This is a genomic window from Azospirillum brasilense (assembly GCF_008365405.1).
Classification (GTDB): domain Bacteria; phylum Pseudomonadota; class Alphaproteobacteria; order Azospirillales; family Azospirillaceae; genus Azospirillum; species Azospirillum brasilense_D.
Genome location: NZ_QOKV01000005.1, coordinates 13,161 through 30,080, shown reverse-complemented (window position 1 = coordinate 30,080; position 16,920 = coordinate 13,161). Strand labels below are relative to the sequence as shown.

Annotated in this window: 13 protein-coding genes; 12 read left to right on the top strand and 1 reads right to left on the bottom strand. The window is 66.4% G+C overall.

Going from position 1 to position 16,920, the window contains the following annotated elements; translation table 11 throughout:
- Positions 1-11 precede the first annotated feature (11 nt).
- From DS837_RS10370 to DS837_RS10345, 6 genes are all read left to right on the top strand, one after another.
- Positions 12-359: an ArsR/SmtB family transcription factor gene (locus tag DS837_RS10370; RefSeq protein WP_149164666.1), complete on the top strand. Its 348-nt coding sequence runs from the start codon at positions 12-14 to the stop codon at positions 357-359.
- On the top strand, positions 356-559 hold the full coding sequence (locus DS837_RS10365; protein ID WP_149164665.1) for a YgaP family membrane protein: 204 nt from the start codon (positions 356-358) through the stop codon (positions 557-559). The genes DS837_RS10370 and DS837_RS10365 overlap by 4 nt, the downstream gene beginning before the upstream one ends.
- A gap of 471 nt (positions 560-1,030) precedes the next feature.
- Entirely contained in the window at positions 1,031-2,326 is a 1,296-nt protein-coding gene (locus DS837_RS10360) for an NAD(P)/FAD-dependent oxidoreductase (protein WP_149164664.1), read from the top strand.
- A 205-nt stretch (positions 2,327-2,531) separates the two neighbouring features.
- Complete coding sequence (locus tag DS837_RS10355) at positions 2,532-4,355, top strand: sensor histidine kinase (RefSeq protein WP_247889851.1); 1,824 nt, start codon at positions 2,532-2,534, stop codon at positions 4,353-4,355.
- Entirely contained in the window at positions 4,348-4,956 is a 609-nt protein-coding gene (locus DS837_RS10350) for a response regulator transcription factor (RefSeq protein WP_149164662.1), read from the top strand. The genes DS837_RS10355 and DS837_RS10350 overlap by 8 nt, the downstream gene beginning before the upstream one ends.
- Positions 4,957-5,211: 255 nt before the next feature.
- A complete protein-coding gene (locus DS837_RS10345) occupies positions 5,212-6,132 on the top strand; it encodes a sulfurtransferase (protein ID WP_149164661.1) in 921 nt (306 codons plus the stop codon).
- Between the two features lie 359 nt (positions 6,133-6,491).
- On the opposite strand, the gene DS837_RS10340 is transcribed toward DS837_RS10345, so the two are convergent.
- Positions 6,492-7,832 (bottom strand): IS1380 family transposase, encoded by a 1,341-nt coding sequence (locus DS837_RS10340; RefSeq protein WP_149164660.1) that lies wholly within the window; start codon positions 7,830-7,832, stop codon positions 6,492-6,494.
- 316 nt (positions 7,833-8,148) lie between these two features.
- On the opposite strand from DS837_RS10340, the gene dsrO reads away from it, so the two are divergent.
- The 6 genes from dsrO (at position 8,149) to DS837_RS10310 (ending at position 16,913) form a co-directional block, all read left to right on the top strand.
- Entirely contained in the window at positions 8,149-8,898 is a 750-nt protein-coding gene (gene dsrO / locus DS837_RS10335; RefSeq protein WP_149164659.1) for a sulfate reduction electron transfer complex DsrMKJOP subunit DsrO, read from the top strand.
- Complete coding sequence (gene nrfD, locus DS837_RS10330) at positions 8,895-10,031, top strand: NrfD/PsrC family molybdoenzyme membrane anchor subunit (protein WP_211102168.1); 1,137 nt, start codon at positions 8,895-8,897, stop codon at positions 10,029-10,031. Before dsrO ends, nrfD begins: the two co-directional genes overlap by 4 nt.
- A 29-nt stretch (positions 10,032-10,060) precedes the next feature.
- A complete protein-coding gene (locus tag DS837_RS10325; RefSeq protein WP_149164658.1) occupies positions 10,061-13,168 on the top strand; it encodes a molybdopterin dinucleotide binding domain-containing protein in 3,108 nt (1,035 codons plus the stop codon).
- 80 nt (positions 13,169-13,248) lie between these two features.
- Positions 13,249-13,689, top strand: a complete 441-nt coding sequence (locus tag DS837_RS10320) for a plastocyanin/azurin family copper-binding protein (RefSeq protein WP_149164657.1) — start codon at positions 13,249-13,251, stop codon at positions 13,687-13,689.
- Positions 13,690-13,935: 246 nt separating this feature from the next.
- Positions 13,936-14,940, top strand: a complete 1,005-nt coding sequence (locus DS837_RS10315) for a c-type cytochrome (protein ID WP_149164656.1) — start codon at positions 13,936-13,938, stop codon at positions 14,938-14,940.
- 272 nt (positions 14,941-15,212) lie between these two features.
- Positions 15,213-16,913: a methyl-accepting chemotaxis protein gene (locus DS837_RS10310; RefSeq protein WP_149164655.1), complete on the top strand. Its 1,701-nt coding sequence runs from the start codon at positions 15,213-15,215 to the stop codon at positions 16,911-16,913.
- Positions 16,914-16,920: the final 7 nt, after the last annotated feature.

Here is a 16,920-nt window from a genome sequence, read left to right as displayed (position 1 = left end):
ATTTAGTGTCAATGAATGAATTGGACGGCGGCCATATCCGTTCGGCGACGCGCCTGCTGAAGGCGCTAGCCAATGAACGACGCCTTTCCATCCTCTGCCTCCTAGGGCGAGGGGAGATGTGCGTCAGCGCCCTCGCGGATGCCGTCGGGCTTGGCCAGTCGGCGCTGTCGCAGCACTTGGCCAGGCTGCGCGCCGAGGGGCTCGTCCGCACCCGCCGCGAAAGCCAGACGATCTTCTACGCCCTGGCCAGCGCCGAGGCGGCCGCGGTGATCGAGGTGCTGGCGGGGCTGTATTGCGAGCGTCCGCCAGCGGGGCATTCGTCGTCAAACCAACCCTTCCGTCGGGAGACATTGACATGAGCATCGACCGTATCGTTATGGCCTTCGCCGGGTCCATGGTCCTGCTGAGCCTTGCCCTGTCGCACCTGCACAGCCCGCAGTGGCTGTGGTTGGCGGCCTTCGTCGGCGCCAACATGCTCCAAGCCTCTTTCACCGGTTTCTGCCCCCTGGCGATGATCCTGAAGCGGCTGGGAGCGCGCCCCGGAGTCGCTTTCAACTGAGAGCACGGCAACTTCAGCCGACAGCGGTCTCAGCGAACGAAATGATCGGGGGCGGACCAGTCGAGATGCAAGTCGACGCTGCCTGGCGCGTGAGCGCCGATGCCTTTGAAGGCGAGGACCAGAAGTTCGCGCATTGCGGGCTCTCTAACCGCAGAGAGAGCAGAAAGCAGGCTTACTAGGCCGAGATTCTCGGTCATTGCTCAGCACTTGACGCTCTCCGGAAGGGACCGTCGCTTCCGAAAAAGAGGATGAGGCTTCTGTCGCAGGATCGGGATGGTGGGAAGCGCCGCCCGCTACTCCTTTAGCGCTTTTAATTAGAAATAACTAATACAATGTGGTGAAGACCGACGCTGGAGGCGGAGCCTCCGTCGCGCGGACCGCTCGGAAACCAGCGGTTTCCCCGCATGCCACCAATCAACAATCAGGCCGCCGGTTGTTCGAAGACAGGCCCAGCCGGGGGGAGGAAACATCATGGTGCACATTGTCGTCCTCGGGGCGGGCATCGGCGGCATTCCGATGGCCTACGAGATGAAGGACCTGCTGGGACCGGACGACCGGATCACCGTCGTCTCCAACACCGACCATTTTCACTTCGTGCCGTCCAACCCTTGGGTGGCCGTTGGCTGGCGCACGCGCGACGACATCATGGTTCCGCTTGCTGAGCCCTTCGCGCGCAAGGGCATTGCGTTCAAATCGGTCGGCTGTCGCCGCGTGCTGCCGCAGGAAAATGCACTGGACCTGAACGACGGCTCCCGTCTCACCTATGATTACCTGGTCGTTGCGACCGGGCCGGAGTTGGCTTTCGACGAGATCGAGGGCTTCGCTCCACAATCCAACACCATCTCCATCTGCCATGTTGACCACGCGGTGGAGGCAGCGAAACGCTGGGAAGAATTCTGCCGGAACCCTGGGCCTCTGATTGTAGGTGCAGTGCAGGGTGCCTCCTGCTTCGGCCCGGCTTACGAGTTCGCGATGATCGCCGATGCTGACCTGCGCCGCCGCAAGATCCGGCACAAGGTGCCGATCACCTTCGTGACGTCGGAGCCCTACATCGGGCATCTCGGGCTCGGCGGTGTGGGGGATACCAAGGGGCTGTTGGAATCGGCGATGCGTGAGCGGCACATTAAGTGGATCACGAACGCTCGCACCGACCGTTTCGAGCCCAACGCGGTGCACGCCACCGAAATCGGCGACGACGGCCAGGAGAAGGCGCATCACGTCGTTGAAAGCCGTCTGACCATGATGCTGCCCGCCTTCCGCGGCATCCGCGCGCTCCAGGGCGTGGAGGGGTTGGTCAACCCGCGCGGCTTCGTGCTAGCCGACAAGCACCAGCGCAACCCGACCCACCGCAACGTCTTCGGCATCGGTGTGTGCATCGCAATTCCACCGGTCGAGAAGACTCCTGTGCCGGTCGGCGTGCCGAAGACCGGCTACATGATCGAGACCATGGTCACCGCCACCGCGCACAACATCCGGGCGCTGCTCGACGGCAAGGAGCCAGCAGAGGAGCCGACCTGGAACGCGCTGTGCCTGGCCGACTTCGGCGACACCGGCGTGGCGTTCGTCGCCATGCCGCAGATCCCGCCGCGCAACGTCAACTGGTCGTCGCACGGCCGCTGGGTCCACCTCGCCAAGGTGGGGTTCGAGCGGTACTTCCTGCGCAAGGTGCGTAAGGGGATCAGCGAGCCGGTGTACGAGCGCTACGCCCTGAAGCTGCTCGGCGTGAAGCGCGTTCAAGAGCAGACCCGGGAGACGACCAACGTGTGACCGTGCGCGGGTTGAAAGTGGTTGCGGAAGGGTGTATGCGGCGCGTGATGGATGGGTCGGTCGCGCGCCGTTGTGCAAGGCAGGAGCCCCTGCCGGATGGCTCCCTCCGACCCATTGCTTTCAAGCCTCCCAAGGACCGATGCGCACCAGGCCCCGACTGGATTGTCTGACTCTGGTTGGCGTGCTTGTCGGCTTGTGGTCGGGCATGGCCACGGCCACGGCCACGGCCACGGAGCCGCCCATTCGCGTCGGGGTCCTGGCCTACCGGGGCGGCGATCATGCGAACGCGGCCTGGGAACCGACCATACAGTATCTGGCCCAGCAGTTTCCCGGCCGCGGTGCGCAGATGGTGCCGCTTGACTTGCCGGGCATGGATGCCGCCGTGCAGGCCCGCACCGTCGACTTCGTCCTAACCAACACTGGCAATTACGTGGAGCTCGAGGCGCGCCATGGCGTGACCCGGATCGCCACACTGCATTCCTTCCGCGCCGGGACCTCGGGCGGTGCGATCGGCTCCGCCCTGATCGTGCGCGCGGACCGCACTGGCATCCGTGGGATGGATGACCTCAAGGGGCAGACCGTCATGGCGATCGACCCCGACGCTTTCGGCGGGTTCCAGGTCGCCTGGGGCGCGATGCTGAAGGCCGGTGTCGATCCTTACCGGGATCTGAAGGAGCTTCGTTTTTCCGGCTTCCCCGTGGACCGGGTCGTCTTCGCGGTCCGGGATGGAGCGGTCGATGTCGGCGTGCTGCGCGCCTGCGTTCTGGAGGAGCTTGCGGTGGAGGGGCGGGTGGATCCGGGGCAGTTCCGCGTCCTTGCTCCCAAGACGGTGCCAGGCTTCGATTGCGCCCTGTCCACGGACCTGTATCCGGACTGGCCGCTCGCCAGGCTCGCCTCAACGCCGGAGGATCTCGCCAAGGCGGTCGTCGTTGCCCTGTTCCAGATGCCCGCCGATCATCCGGCGGCCAAGGCTGGGGGATACGAGGGCTGGACGGTGCCGCTCGACTACCAGCCCGTCCACACGCTGTTCCGGTCTCTGCGCATCGGACCTTACCGGTACCTGCGTGATGTCTCGCTCATTGACATTGCCCGCGAGCATTGGGAGTGGCTTGCGGTCGGGGCAATGGCCCTGCTGTGGTGGGCGGTCCACTCGCTGCGTGTCGAGCACCTCATCAAAGTGCGCACGGCCGAGCTTCGCACCGCCAACCATGACCTCGTTCGAGAGATGGCCGAGCGCCGCCGCGCCGAGGAGACCGCGCGTGAACGGCAGAAGGAGATGGACCATGTCGCCCGCCTGTCCATTCTCGGCGAGATGGCCAGCAATCTGGCTCACGAGTTGAACCAACCGCTCGGGGCGATCGCCAATTATGCCCGCGGCTGCACCCGACGTCTGGAGATGGGGACGGGCGATCCGGCCCAGTTGGTGGAGATCACGCGGGCCATCGCGGAGCAAGCCGAACGGGCCGGGCAGATCATCGCGCGGATCCGCAATTTTGTGCGCAAGCGGACGTCCCAGCTTGAACCGATGGACGTGAATGAGGCCGTCCGCACGGCCGTGTCCTTGTGCCAGGGGCAGGCGCGCAACGGAGGCGTCACCATTGCCTTGGACCTCGCCGACGACCTTCCCCTTGTGATGGCGGACCGCGTCCAGATCGAGCAGGTCGTCCTGAACCTGGTCAAGAACGCCCTCGACGCGATGCAAGACGTGCCGGGCGGCACGGCGGATGGACGTGTCCGCACCGTGACCGTCCACTCTGGTCGTGATGAAGAGGGGCGGGTCGCGGTCGCCGTGGCCGACCAGGGGCATGGAATTTCCGAAGAGGCGCGGGCGCGGCTGTTTGACCCCTTCTTCACCACCAAATCCGGTGGCATGGGTCTGGGCCTGTCGATCTGCCGCACCATCGTGGAGACGCACGGCGGCCATCTCTGGGCGACTGACAACGCTGGCGGCGGTGTCGTCATGCGCTTTACCTTGCCCATTGTGGACGAGGCCCGGCGGGCCGGAAAGGAGGAACAGCCCCATGGCTGACCCGGAGCGCACCGTCTATGTCGTGGATGACGATCCCGCGATGCGGCACTCGCTGACGTGGCTGATCGGCTCACTCGGGGTGCACGTCGAAGCCTTCGCCTCGGGCGAGGAGCTCCTCCATGCCCTCCGGCCGGACAAACCGGGCTGTCTGGTAACCGACGTGCGCATGCCCGGCATGAGCGGGCTGGAGTTGCAGGAAACGCTCGCCCGAGCCGGGTCGCTGCTGTCAGTCATCGTCATCAGCGGTCATGCCGACGTTCCAATGGCCGCCCGGGCCTTTCGAGCGGGCGCTGTCGACGTCATCGAGAAGCCCTTCAACGACCAGGTGTTGCTGGATCGGGTCCACGAGGCGCTCGAGAAGTCCTTCCGTGCCTGGGAGGGGCATGCCCACAAGGCCCATGTCCGCTCCTTATTGGCGCGCCTGACCCCGCGGGAGAGGCAGGTCGCCGATCTGGTCGTTGCGGGCAAGCCGAACAAGGTCATTGCCGCGGAGATCAACCTGAGCCTGAAGACGGTCGAGGTTCACCGGCACAACGTCATGGAGAAGCTCGAGGTCGGCTCGGTGGCGGACCTGACGCGGCTTTTTCTCGAAGCCGAGTGACAGCTTTGCAGAGCGCAACCGTCCGCAAAACCAATCCTGCGTCATTTGGTCCTTGGGGCAAACCCTAGGAAGTCTAGGGTTTGCCCCAATGGGAAGCAGGATCGGTTTTCCTATTACATCCGCCAAGGATCCGCAGCCCGCGTGAAACCGAGGACCAAGCGGGAGAGCGATAGCGAGCAATCGCGGCACCCGATCGTCGGAGAGCGCCGAGCGAGTGGGTCTAACGGTTGACGCTCAATGTGAGAAGGAACACCGATGAAAAGACTTCTGTCGTGGCTTGCTCCCCTGATCATGGTGGCGGCTCTTGGCACCCCCGCTGCCGCGGAGTCGGTGCAACCGCTTGTGGACGCAGAATGGGCTGCAACCAACATCAGCAGGCCTGGCGTGGTTTTCCTGGATGTTCGAAATGCCCAGGACGATTACGCCAAGGGCCACATCCCCGGGGCTGTTCACAGCTCCTACACGAAGGGCGGCTGGCGCGTGACGGATGCAAAGGGCATCGAAGGGATGCTGCCGCCGCCAGAGCAGATCGAGACGCTGGTTGGAGAACTGGGGATCGACAACGCCAGTCACGTTGTCGTTGTCGCCGCTGGTCTGAGCGCTTCGGATATGAGCACAGCGACGCGCGTCTATTGGACCTTTAAGGTCTCCGGTCACGATCGCGTGTCAATCCTGAACGGCGGAATGAAGGCCTACGCGAATGGACAGCGCCCGCTTCAGAAGGATGCTGGACAGAGGCCTGCCGCGCGGTTCAAGGCGACGATGCGCCCGGGCCTCGTCGTGACGAAGGACGATGTGGTGAACGCGACACGCCTCGGTTCGCCCTTGGTCGATATCCGGTCGTCCGATCAATATCTCGGCGTTAACAAGCCTCCAGCCGTGAAGCGCTATGGTACCATCCCGGGTGCGATGAGCCTGCCCGAGAACTGGCTGACGGTTGATAACGGGGGCGTGTTTCGGGACAGGGAGACCCTCAAGAGGCTCGCGGCTGCGGCCAACGTGCCTCTGACAGGACGTCTTATTGCCTTCTGTAACTCCGGACAACTCGGATCGCTCGGGTGGTTCGTCCTTTCCGAAATCCTCGGCAACAAGGATGCGACCCTCTACGACGGCTCTATGATCGAATGGGCTGCGGACCCAGCCCTGCCGATCGATCGCAAGCTCCTCACCAACTAAGTGTTAACGCATTAGGTAGGTGGCTGGGGCGCTGGCTCGTCTTTCCGTAGGGATTGAGTTGATCTCATGGATGAAACTCCGCCCCGCCCTCAGCCTTGACCGTACATCAAAGCTGCATTCCCGGTTATGCAAGTCGCGCAGTCATCCGGACTTTACCATCACGATGGTGCTGATGAGACACGGCGCCCCTAGCCGCCTTTATTCACCAGGGTAACGAGCGGTCTGGTCGCCGAGCGGAGATGTTCGTCGTGAGGTTGCGGGCGCGCGCGCCGTCCGCCGCCGCGCTGATGGCGGCGTGACGCGGGCGGAGTTGGTGGTGGACGGAAACGGGTGACGGCTGGGGCACGCTGCCCCGGGGCTCAGCAGATGAGCCGCGGCAGGCGGCCGAGGGCGAGGTGGATGATCGCCTGATCTGGGGCGCTGGTCGGCAGGTGGACCTTGATCTGCGTCTTCATCTCCACGATGCGCGCGGCGATCTTCACCAAGCGCAGCCGCAAGGTGTCGAATTGCACCGTGCGCCAGCGCGATCGTTTCGGCATCAGCGAGCGCAGGCTCCACAGCAGCCAGTACGCCCCGGCGTGCAGAAACAGGCGGAACTGGTTGGCCGTCGCCTTGGAGCAGGAGGTGCGGTCGGCGGCGAGGTGGGCCTTCCAGGCTTTTATATGATTTTCCGCCTGTCCCCTCGCGCAGTACAGGCCCGCATACAGCCAGCGGCCCGTGCCGTGGCGCAGGTTGGTGACGATGAAGCGCGTGTCGGTGCCCTGATCGCCCGCCTCTACCCGCGCGACGATGCGGCGGACCCGGCTCCAGGTACTCGCCCCGTCGTAGAACTCCTTGAAGCGGCGCACCTTGTCGGCTCCGGGCGTGGCCTGGAAGCGGGCGGCGGTGCTGGCTTCCAGCGCGGTAACGTGACGGCGCAAGGTGCGGCTGGTCGGCAGGCCGAGCACGTAGTCGAGGCCGTTTGCCTCGCACCAGTCCAGCACTTCCGGGCAGGCGTAATGGCCGTCGGCGCGCAGCAGGATCTCGGTGTGCGGCCAGTTCGCCCGAATGGCATGGAGCAGGCGGCGCAGGAAGGCGCGGATCTCGGTGCCTTTGGGCCGCTTGGCTGGGCGCAGCACGGCGGTGACGAAGCGCCCGTCGCCGTCGAACACAACGATGGGCTGGAAGCCGTACTCGTCGTAGTGCGCGTTGAACAGGCGCAACTGCTGGCCGCCGTGCACCGCGTCGAAGGTGTCGTCCACGTCCAGCACGATGCGCTTGGGCACTTGGCGGAAGGAGGCGCAGTAGAGATCGACCATGGCCCGGCCCATGCGTAGCAAGGCGCGGGTATCCGGCAGGTTTTCCAGGCGCGAGATGGTGGCTTGCGAGCACAGGTCGCGCTCGGATGGCAGGCGTTCCAGGGCCATCTTGAACAGCGGATCGCGGCGCAGGCTGTCGGCGTCGTTGCCATCCTCGTACCCTGCGGCGATCGCCAGCAGGCGAAAGCCGATGATGTCGGCCAGCGAGTGCACCGTGCGCGTGGGATCGCGTGGGTCTTCGAGGCAGGCGGCCAGCCGTTCAGCCACGCGCAGCCGCCCCTCCACCTCGCGCAGCACCAGCAGCCCGCCATCGGAGGACAGACGCCCTCCATCAAAGCGCCCGATCACCGGCTTTCCGGCAACGGGTGACAGGCCGGGCAGCGGCAGCGTAGGATCAACCATGGCGGGTGGGCGCTCCGGAAACGGCGGGGATTGGCTTCAGCACCCAAATCCTACGGCCGCTCAACGGATGCCGCTACACCCGCCAACCCCGGCGCATAATCCCGGCTAGATCGTTGGGGCGTCGCGTTGAGTCTGAGCGAAGTGTGAAAGCGGTATCGAGCAAAGCCTGAAGCGCCTGCGACATATCGTCCTTGGGGAAAACCCTAAGAAGTATAGGATTCGCCCCAATGGGACCCTGATACCGGTCCGACTATCCTTCGCACGAGAACGTCCGCGGAATGCCGCGGGCCACGGAATACGTGCGAAGGGGCCCGTCATGGACCGATCACGACGCAACTTCGTCCTGGGCGTCGGCGCCGCCACAGTGGGGGCGGCGACACTGGCCCCGGCACCGGCCGAGGCCGCCGAGGCACGCAAGGGCGGCGATGCGGCGCACCGCTGGGGCATGGTGGTGGACGTGCGCAAGTGCGTCGGCTGCCAAGCCTGCACGGTCGCCTGCATCATGGAGAACGATGTCCCGGAGAACAGCTTCCGCACCATCGTCTCGACCTACGAGGTGACGGAACAGGGCAAGAGCGGCACCTACATGCTGCCGCGCCTGTGCAATCACTGCGAGGACCCGCCCTGCATTCCAGTCTGCCCGACCGGCGCCACCTATCAGCGCCAAGACGGCATCGTGGTGGTGGACAACACGGTCTGTGTCGGCTGCGCCTACTGCGTCCAGGCCTGCCCCTACGACGCGCGCTTCATCAATCACGAGACCCAGACCGCCGACAAATGCACCTTCTGCGTCCATCGCGTGGAGGCCGGGCTGCTGCCCGCCTGCGTCGAGACCTGCGTCGGCGGCGCCCGCATCTTCGGTGACTTGAACGACCCGGACAGCACGGTGTCGACGCTGGTGCGCGAGCAGGACCCCAAGGTGCTGAAGCCCGAGATGGGGACCCAGCCGCGGGTCTTCTACATCGGTCTGGATCCGAAATTCCAAGGCAAGGTGGATGGCACGCCGACCCTGTGGCGCCCAAGTGCGCACGCGGATCGAGCCCACACCGGGAAGGAGCACGCATGATGGACACGCACATCGTCGAAGTCATCAACGTGACCCGAGAGGTCGCATGGCTTCCCTGGGCCGTCCAGTATTTCTTCCTGATCGGCTTGTCGGTGGGCGGTGTGCTTCTCAGCCTGCCCGGTTATGCCTTCGCACGGGAGGACTGGCGCAAACTCGGCCGCGTGGCGCTGCTGGTCGCGCTGACCTGCGGGCTGGCGGCACCGGTGGCGCTGCTCTCCGACCTGCACCAGCCCGGCCGCTTCTGGCACTTCTACGTCGTGGTCCGTCCGACGTCCTGGATGTGGTGGGGCTCGCTCATCATCCCCTTCTACGTGACCGGGCTGCTGGTCTACGCCTGGGCCTGCTTCCGCGAGGAATTCCAGGAGCAGGGCAGGGTGGACAGCCGCCTCGCGGTGCTGTACCGGCTGGCCGCCCTGGGCGGTGGCCGCAACGACCGGCTGATCCGGGTCACGGGCCTCGTCGTCCTCGCCGGGGCCGCCTTGGTCGCGCTCTACACGGGCACCGAGGTCGCCGTGGTCAAGGCGCGCCCGCTTTGGCACACGCCGTTCCTGCCGCTCCAGTTCCTCACCACTGCCCTGGTCGGGGCCGCCGGTCTGGTGCTCATCCTGAACCGTTTTGCGGCAGACAGTGACCGCGATGTTGAGGTGCGGGCGAACCGTCTGCTCGCCAGCTTCCTGGGAGCGGTGATGGTGTTCGGCGGCCTGTGGCTGGCGCTGGGGCTGTTCGGGATCGACCGCACCCATGCCGAGGCGCTGGACAGCGTATCGACCTCCGAGGCCTGGCGCGTGACCGCCGTCTGGGCCGTGCTGGCCGCCGTGGTCCCCTTCGTCATCGCCGTGGGCAAGCCCATGGGCACCGGCCTGCTGACCGGCCTGATTGCCGTGCACAGCGCCTGGATGTTCCGCTGGACGGTGTTCATCGGCGGCCAGACCGTGCCGAAGACCGGCGCCGGGTTCTACGAGTACGCGCTCCCGGCCGGTCCGGACGGCCTGCTCGGCATTATTGGCACCGCGGGCCTATGGTTCTTCCTGCTCCTCGTCATCACCGCCTTCCTTCCGACGCCGCTCCGTCCGGCGCCCCATCCGGTCCGCGCCGCCATGGCTGCCGACCGTGTCGTGGCCGCCGCCGAATGACCGCCCGCAGGGCCTCCGGAGACACCGCCATGTCCATCACCCGTCGCCTCCTCCTGAAGACCTCCGCCGCGGGCGGCGCGTTCGCCGCATTCGTCGGCGGCTTCTCCGAAACCGGCCGCAAGCTCGTCAAGGGCGCCTGGGCCGGGGAAAAGCCCGAGAACGCCATCTCCGGCAACGCACCCAAGCCCGAGTTCCGCGTCGATCCCCACAGCGGCGACATCACGCTGACCCCCGGCCAGGTTGTCGCCTACACCGGCTGCATCGGCTGCACGACCCTGTGCGGCGTGCGGGTGCGCGTGGACACCGAAAAGAACAAGGTGCTGCGCGTCGCGGGCAACCCCTACACCCCGATGTCCACCGACCCCTTCCTGCCCTACGGCACCCCGGTCAAGGAGAGCTTCAAGGCGCTGTCGCGCTTCCAGGAAAAGGGGCTGAACGGCCGCTCCACGGCGTGCGGCCGCGGCAACGCGGTGCTGGAGAATGTTACCTCGCCGTTCCGCATCACTACGCCGCTGAAGCGCGTCGGCCCACGCGGGTCGGGCCAGTGGGAGCCGATCGCCTTCGACCAGCTGGTCCGCGAGGTGTGCGACGGCGGCGACCTCTTCGGCGAGGGGCCGGTGGAGGGCCTCAAGGCCTTGCGCGACCTCAAGACGCCCATCGACCTGGCGGCACCGGAATTGGGACCCCGGGTCAACCAGGTGGCCATGATCACCGGCGTGCCCGACGGACGGGAATCGCTGGTGCAGCGATTTTTTCAGCAGGCTTACGGCAGCATCAATTATGTCGGCCATGGCTCCTACTGCGGTGGCGTGTACCGGGCCGGATCGGGTGCAGTGTTCGGCGACACCAAGAAGCAGCCGCACGCCAAGCCGGACATCGCCAACGCCGAGTTCGTGGTCTTTATCGGCACCGCCCCGTCGAATGCGGGCAACCCATTCAAGCGCCAAGCGACCCTGATTGCGAAGGCACGCACGAGCGGCGCTCTGCGCTACGTGGTCGTCGATCCGGTGCTGACCAACGCCAAGGCCGCGGCGGCCGGGGAGCGCGCCGACTGGATCCCGATCCGGCCGGGCACCGACGGCGCCTTCGCCATGGGCATCATCCGCTGGATGTTCGAGAACGGGCGCATCGACGACCGGTACCTGTCCCAGCCCAACGGCAAGGCGGCCGAGGCGGCGGGCGAGGCGGGCTGGTGCAACGCCACGCACTTGGTCGTCGTGCAGAAGGGCCACCCGCGGGAGGGGCGCCTGCTGCGCGCCTCCGACATGGGCTGGGTGACTCTGGACGAGAAGGAGCGCTACGGCGACAAGGACGCCTTCGTCGTCCTCGATCCCGCGACGGGCGCCCCGGTGGCGCACGACGCCCTGACGACCGCGGCCACGCTGTTCCACGAGGGGATGGTAGCGACCGGGACCGGCGACCTCGCCGTGAAGACCAGCCTCACGCTGCTGCGCGAGGAAGCCATGCGGCTCGACCTGCGGGCCTACAGCGACGCCTGCGGCGTGCCTGCCGACGTGATCGCGGGTCTGGCCCGCGAACTGACCAGCCACGGCAAGAAGGCCGCCGTGAACGCGCACGGCGGCATGATGTCGGGCAGCGGCTTCTACAACGCCTTCGCGGTCGTCACCATCAACACGCTGCTCGGCAACCTGAACTGGAAGGGCGGCACTATCGTCGGTGGCGGGCGTTTCCCGGAGAACGGCGACGGGCCGCGCTACAAGCTCGCCAGCTTCCCCGGCCAGGTGAAGCCGTCGGGCATGCCGCTCGGCCGCAACGTGCCTTACGAGAAGACGTCCGAGTTCCAGGCGAAGAAACAGGCGGGCAAGCCGTATCCGGCCAAGGCGCCCTGGTACCCGACCGCGCCCGGCCTAACGACGGAATGGATGTCCAGCGGCATCGTGGACGGCTACCCGTACCCGGTGAAGGCCCTGCTGCTGTGGAACGCCAACCCGGTCTACGGCATCCCCGGCGCGCACCGCTTCACCGAACGGCTGGCCGACCCGAAGACGGTGCCGCTGATCGTCGCCATCGACCCCTTCATCAACGAGACCTCGGCGCTCGCCGATTACATCGTGCCCGACACGGTGCTGTACGAGACCTGGGGCTGGACCTCGGCCTGGGGCGGGGTGCCGACCAAGATGACCACGGCCCGCTGGCCGGTGCTGGCCCCGCGCACTGCAACCCTGCCGGACGGCCAGCCGATCCAGCTGGAGCCGTTCCTGATCGCGCTCGCCAAGCGCCTCGGCCTGCCGGGCTTCGGCCCCGGCGCCATCCAGGACATGGAGGGCAACAGCCACCCGCTGGAGACCGTCGAGGATTGGCACCTGCGCGCGGGCGCCAACATCGCGTGGCTCGGCAAGCAGCCGGTGCCGGACGCCAGTGACGAGGACATCGCCTTTTCCGGCGTCGGCCGCGTGCTTCCCGCGCTGAAGGCGACGCTGAAGGAGGAAGAATGGCGCAAGGTTGCCTTCATCCTCGCCCGCGGCGGCCGCTACCAGAACCAGGCCGAAGGGTTCGAGGGCGACAAGGCCGCCCACCGCTTCGCCAAGCCGCTTCAGGTCTACAACGAGCCGGTCGGCACGTCGAAGAGCAGCATCACCGGCAGGCGCTGGCCGGGAACGGCCACCTGGATGCCCCCGGTCTTCGCCGACGGCACGCCGGTGAGCCGTGTCCACAAGCCCGAAGACTGGCCCTTCCAGCTGGTCAGTTCCAAGTCGGTGCTGGTCAGCGCCTACACGATCGGGGCGACGCGGCTGCGCCACCTGCACCCGGAGAACCCCGTCGGCGTGAACGTCGAGGACGCCCGGCGGCTGGGCATCCAGACCGGCGACCGCATCCGCATCGCCACGCCGGGTGGGGCCGAACTGGCGACGGCCATCGTCCGCCACGGTGTCATGGCGGGCGTCCTCGCGGTGGAGCATGGCTTCGGGCACAAGGAATACGGCGCCCGCGCCCACGTGATCGGCGACCACCGGCAGCCGGACGCGCCCGAGATCGCCGCGGGCATCAACCTGAACGACCTCGGCCTCGTCGACCCGACCCGGGCGGGTGCCTCGGTGTGGGTTGACCCGGTCGCTGGAACCGCGGTGCGCCAGGGCATTCCCGCCAAGCTCGAGCGCGTCTCCGCCGCTGCATAATCCCAACCGTGTGGGGCGGGTGCCCTGAGCCGCTTGGCTCGCAGGAGCACCCGGCCCGACCGGCAACGTTGGAGCATCCGATGATCCCTCTGTCACGCTACCTGCTGGCCGCCACGGTTGGGGCTATGCTGTCGACGATGTCCGCTTGGGGCGCCGAACGCACCGTCGACCTGTTTCCGCGTGGCCCGGCACACCGGGTTTCGCAGGACGTGGTGGAGGTGGCTCCGGGCGACACGATCCGGTTCGTTGTGGCCGAAGGCCACCGCGTGGAGTCCATCCGTGGCATGCAGCCGCCGGGCGGCGTCGAGTTCCACGGCCAGCCGGGACAGGACCTCGTGGTAACCTTCGACAAGCCGGGCGTCTACGCCTACCGCTGCAAGGAACACTACGCGCAAGGCGAGGTTGGCCTGATTGTGGTCGGTGACACGCGCAACATCGTCTCCGCCGCGGCCGTCCGCCACCCCGGCGAGGCGCAGAAGGTTTTCGAAAAGCTCTTCCGGAGATGGCGCGCCGAAGGGTGACGAGGGCGACGGACGCACCGCGAAAGCGTCCGTAGCGCCTGTGAAACGACCGGTGCGGGAGCAGGGGGGCCAGACCATGGCCTCCCTGCTTCAACGTCTGCGGGCCTTGGTAACGCACACAGACTGGTACTAGATTAGCATTTACTCATAAGATGGGCTGGGTGTATGTAACGGTCAACGGATAGTGATGCGGCGAAACGCCGCATGTGGCTGAAACAAAAAAGAACCTTACAGGAGGGTAGACCCATGAGGAGCATCAACGCCCTGGTTGGTGCGCTGGCCGCTCTGGCCATTGGCACGGCCATCCACCCGCCGTCGCGCGCGGCACAGGCTGCGGAACCACAGTCGCAGGCCGTCGACCTGACCAAGTGGACGCCACCGGATCTGGCGACGGTGAAGGACGACGACCTCGGCAAGCTCATCAAATACGGCTACGCCCTGACGACCGAGACCTACAAGCATTTGGGCCCGGAGGTCGCCGACCCGGCCAAGCGCTACTCCGGCAACAACCTGGCCTGCCAAAGCTGCCACCTGAACGCCGGGACCCAGCCCTACGCTATGCCGTGGACCGGCGTGCACGCGGTGTTTCCGATGTACCGGGCGCGCGAGGACGGCATCAGCACGATCGAGGAGCGCGTCAACGGCTGCATGCAGCGGAGCATGAACGGCAAGGCTCTGCCGCTGGACAGCACGGAGATGAAGGCGTTCGTCGCCTACATGAAGTGGCTGTCCACCGGCATCCCGGTCGGAGCGAAGATCGAGGGGGCGGGCACCAAGGCAATCAAGGAACCGGGGCGCGCCGCCAACCCGGACCGCGGCCGCCAAGTCTACGCCGAGGTCTGCGCCGCCTGCCACCAGCCGGACGGCCAGGGCGTGCGCAAGGGCCAGATTGGCGACGCCGGGGGCTACCAGTTCCCGCCGCTGTGGGGGCCGGACAGCTACAACGACGGCGCGGGCATGTACCGCGGCCTGACCGCGGCGGCCTTCGTCCACAACAACATGCCGCTCGGCACGACCCATGAGGCGCCGGTGCTGTCGGACGAGGACGCCTACGACGTCATCGCCTTCGTCAACAGCCAGCCGCGCCCCCACAAGGAAGGCGTGGAGAAGGACTTCCCGAACCGCCTGCGCAAGCCCGTGGACATGCCGTTCCCGCCGTTCGCGGACGGCTTTTCGGCGGAACAGCACAAGTACGGACCCTATGACCCGATCCGCGCGAAGCTGAAGGAACTGCGACAGGCGACGCAGTAATCAGGAGTAAATTCAGCGGGGGAGTTTTCGGACTTCCCCGCCATCTTCGTCAGACCCTTGAGAGACATGCCAGGAGCGCGCCTTTTTGGGCGCATGAGCATCGTCAACCGGTCGGCCGCAGCCCTGGTCAGGAGCAGTTGAAACGGCGTGCAAAATTCCTGAAATACTGTCGAATGTAAACTGACCAGCAACAATTGCGTTCGACACTGACATCAGAGTGTGCAGCCCGTATTCCAACCGTCCGGCTGATTGAGTTCAAAAAGGTGCTTCCCATGTCCGTGTCGCTCACCCGCACCCGCCTTGTTACCAAGATCATCGGCCCGTCGCTGCTGCTGGCCGCCATCGCCGTGGGTATTGCGGTGTACGGTGTGGCATCGCTGTCCGCCTTGCACAAGCGGAACGGGCAATTGGTGGAGCGCGATGCGGCACGTTTGGAGATGGCGCTGCGCCTGAACAGCGAATTGAACGTCACGGCGATTGCCACATCGAACGCCGTGCTCGCAGCCAAGCCAGAGGATGTGAAAACCATCCGCGGGCGCTATCAGCAGCGCTTCGCCGCGATGCTGGACTTTGCAGCTCGGATATTGGCGACCAGCCCGGCGCCTGCCATTGCAACGCCCGCAAGGGACATTCAAGCCCTGTCCGGCGAGTACGACCGTTTGGCGCAGCGGGCCATCGCTCTATCGGCTGAAAGCAAGAAGGACGAGGCGTTCCAGGTGATCTTCGGTGAGATGCGCGACGTGCGCTTCAAGATCACCGGCGAGGCGGAGAAGCTGGTCGCGGCCGCCAAGGAGGAGATGCAGGCCGCCCAAATCAGCGGCGAGGCCGTCTACAACGCCGCGGTGTTATGGCAGTCGCTGGGGTCGGTGCTTGGCATCACGCTGTCGTTGGGGCTGCTGGTCTGGATCGTCCAGCGTCACGTCTCCCGCCCGTTGAACCGCCTGACGTCGGCGACCGAGCGGCTGTCGCGTGGCGACCTGGAGGTCGAATTGGAGGCTCTCGACGACGGGCGCCGCGACGAGGTCGGCACGCTGGCGCACGCGCTCCACATCTTCCGCGACAACGCCCGCGCGATGCGCCGTCTGGAGGCACAGCAGCATGAGGAGGAGGCGCTAAAGGACCGGCGCCGCCAGACCGTAGACGGGCTGATCGTCGACTTCGAGAACGGCATCACCGGGCAACTCGAGGTGCTGACCAACGCCGCCGACCAGATGCAGCAGACCGCGCACCTTATGAACCGCACCGCGGAGTCGACGCACGAGCGCACCGCCGCGGTGGCCAACGCCTCCGAGGTGGCGTCTGGAAACGTGCAGACGGTCGCTGCGGCCGCGGATGAGTTGACCGCGTCCATCGCCGAGATCAGCCGCCAGATTGAGCAGGCCAACGGCGTCGCGGGCGAGGCCGTGCAGCAGGTGGCTTGCACCAACACGACCGTGGAGGGGCTGTCTTCAGCCGCCGCCAGGATCGGCGAAGTCGCCCATCTGATCACCGAAATCGCCAGTCAGACCAACCTGCTGGCGCTCAACGCCACCATCGAGGCGGCGCGGGCCGGGGAGGCGGGCAAGGGGTTTGCCGTCGTGGCGCAGGAGGTGAAGAACCTCGCCGCCTCGACGGCGCGCGCGACGGATGAGATCACCGCCCAGATCCAGAACATTCAGGCGGTGAGCGCCGAGACGGTCGCTGCCATCCGGAGCATCGGGACCACGATCCGTTCCTTCAGCCAAATCTCTGCCACCATTGCCGCCGCCGTCGAGCAGCAGAGCGCGGCGACACGGGAGATCGCACGCAACACTCAGGAGGCGGCACAGGGCACCAGCCAAGTGTCCTCACACATCGGCGGCGTGGAGGCGGCGGCCCGCGACACCGAGGCGGCGGCCGACCAGGTCGGGACCGCCGCCGCCGCACTTTCCAGCGAGGCGGCGTCGTTGCATGCCCAGGTCGCCCGTTTTCTCGCTTCCATCCGGGCCGCATAACCCGCAG

Coding starts and splice junctions, on each gene's coding strand:
- DS837_RS10370 (WP_149164666.1), top strand. CDS start 12: ATGAATGAATTGGACGGCGGCCATATCCGTTCGGCGACGCGCCTGCTG.
- DS837_RS10365 (WP_149164665.1), top strand. CDS start 356: ATGAGCATCGACCGTATCGTTATGGCCTTCGCCGGGTCCATGGTCCTG.
- DS837_RS10360 (WP_149164664.1), top strand. CDS start 1,031: ATGGTGCACATTGTCGTCCTCGGGGCGGGCATCGGCGGCATTCCGATG.
- DS837_RS10355 (WP_247889851.1), top strand. CDS start 2,532: ATGGCCACGGCCACGGCCACGGCCACGGAGCCGCCCATTCGCGTCGGG.
- DS837_RS10350 (WP_149164662.1), top strand. CDS start 4,348: ATGGCTGACCCGGAGCGCACCGTCTATGTCGTGGATGACGATCCCGCG.
- DS837_RS10345 (WP_149164661.1), top strand. CDS start 5,212: ATGAAAAGACTTCTGTCGTGGCTTGCTCCCCTGATCATGGTGGCGGCT.
- DS837_RS10340 (WP_149164660.1), bottom strand. CDS start 7,832: ATGGTTGATCCTACGCTGCCGCTGCCCGGCCTGTCACCCGTTGCCGGA.
- dsrO (WP_149164659.1), top strand. CDS start 8,149: ATGGACCGATCACGACGCAACTTCGTCCTGGGCGTCGGCGCCGCCACA.
- nrfD (WP_211102168.1), top strand. CDS start 8,895: ATGATGGACACGCACATCGTCGAAGTCATCAACGTGACCCGAGAGGTC.
- DS837_RS10325 (WP_149164658.1), top strand. CDS start 10,061: ATGTCCATCACCCGTCGCCTCCTCCTGAAGACCTCCGCCGCGGGCGGC.
- DS837_RS10320 (WP_149164657.1), top strand. CDS start 13,249: ATGATCCCTCTGTCACGCTACCTGCTGGCCGCCACGGTTGGGGCTATG.
- DS837_RS10315 (WP_149164656.1), top strand. CDS start 13,936: ATGAGGAGCATCAACGCCCTGGTTGGTGCGCTGGCCGCTCTGGCCATT.
- DS837_RS10310 (WP_149164655.1), top strand. CDS start 15,213: ATGTCCGTGTCGCTCACCCGCACCCGCCTTGTTACCAAGATCATCGGC.